Genomic DNA, 520 nt, shown 5'->3' with positions numbered 1-520 from the left:
TCGGCGAGGTGGTCAAGCTGATCACGGCGATTGCCGAGCAGACCAATTTGTTGGCGCTCAACGCCACCATCGAGGCGGCGCGTGCCGGTGAAGCCGGTCGCGGCTTCGCGGTGGTCGCCAGCGAAGTGAAGTCGCTGGCGAGCCAGACCGCCAAGGCCACCGACGAGATTTCCTCGCACATCACGGGCATGCAGGGCGCCACGGCCGAGTCGGTCGCCGCGATCAAGGAGATCGGTGCCACCATCGGCCAGATCTCGTCGATCTCGACCTCCATCGCGAGCGCGGTGGAGCAGCAGGGTGCCGCCACCCAGGAGATCGCCCGCAGCGTCCAGACCGTCGCGCAGGGCACTCAGACCGCCGCCACCGACATCGGCCAGGTCAACCGCGGCGCCGCCGAGACCGGCTCGGCCTCGGAAGAGGTGCTGAACTCGGCCAAGACGCTGTCGTCCGAGAGCACCCGCCTGCGCGCCGAGCTCGACCGCTTCATGGCGAATATCAGGGCAGCGTAAGGCAGCGTAAG

General features: G+C 68.1%; 1 protein-coding gene. It reads left to right on the top strand.

Annotated features, from left to right (window positions below; all coding sequences use genetic code 11):
- A partial coding sequence (locus ACXJMY_RS38045; RefSeq protein WP_235886072.1) for a methyl-accepting chemotaxis protein occupies positions 1-509 on the top strand: 509 nt, incomplete at its 5' end.
- Positions 510-520: the final 11 nt, after the last annotated feature.

The organism is Bradyrhizobium sp. P5_C12 (genome assembly GCF_054049735.1).
Note: the sequence above shows the minus strand (reverse complement) of the source record. Positions and strands in the feature narration are given on the sequence as shown.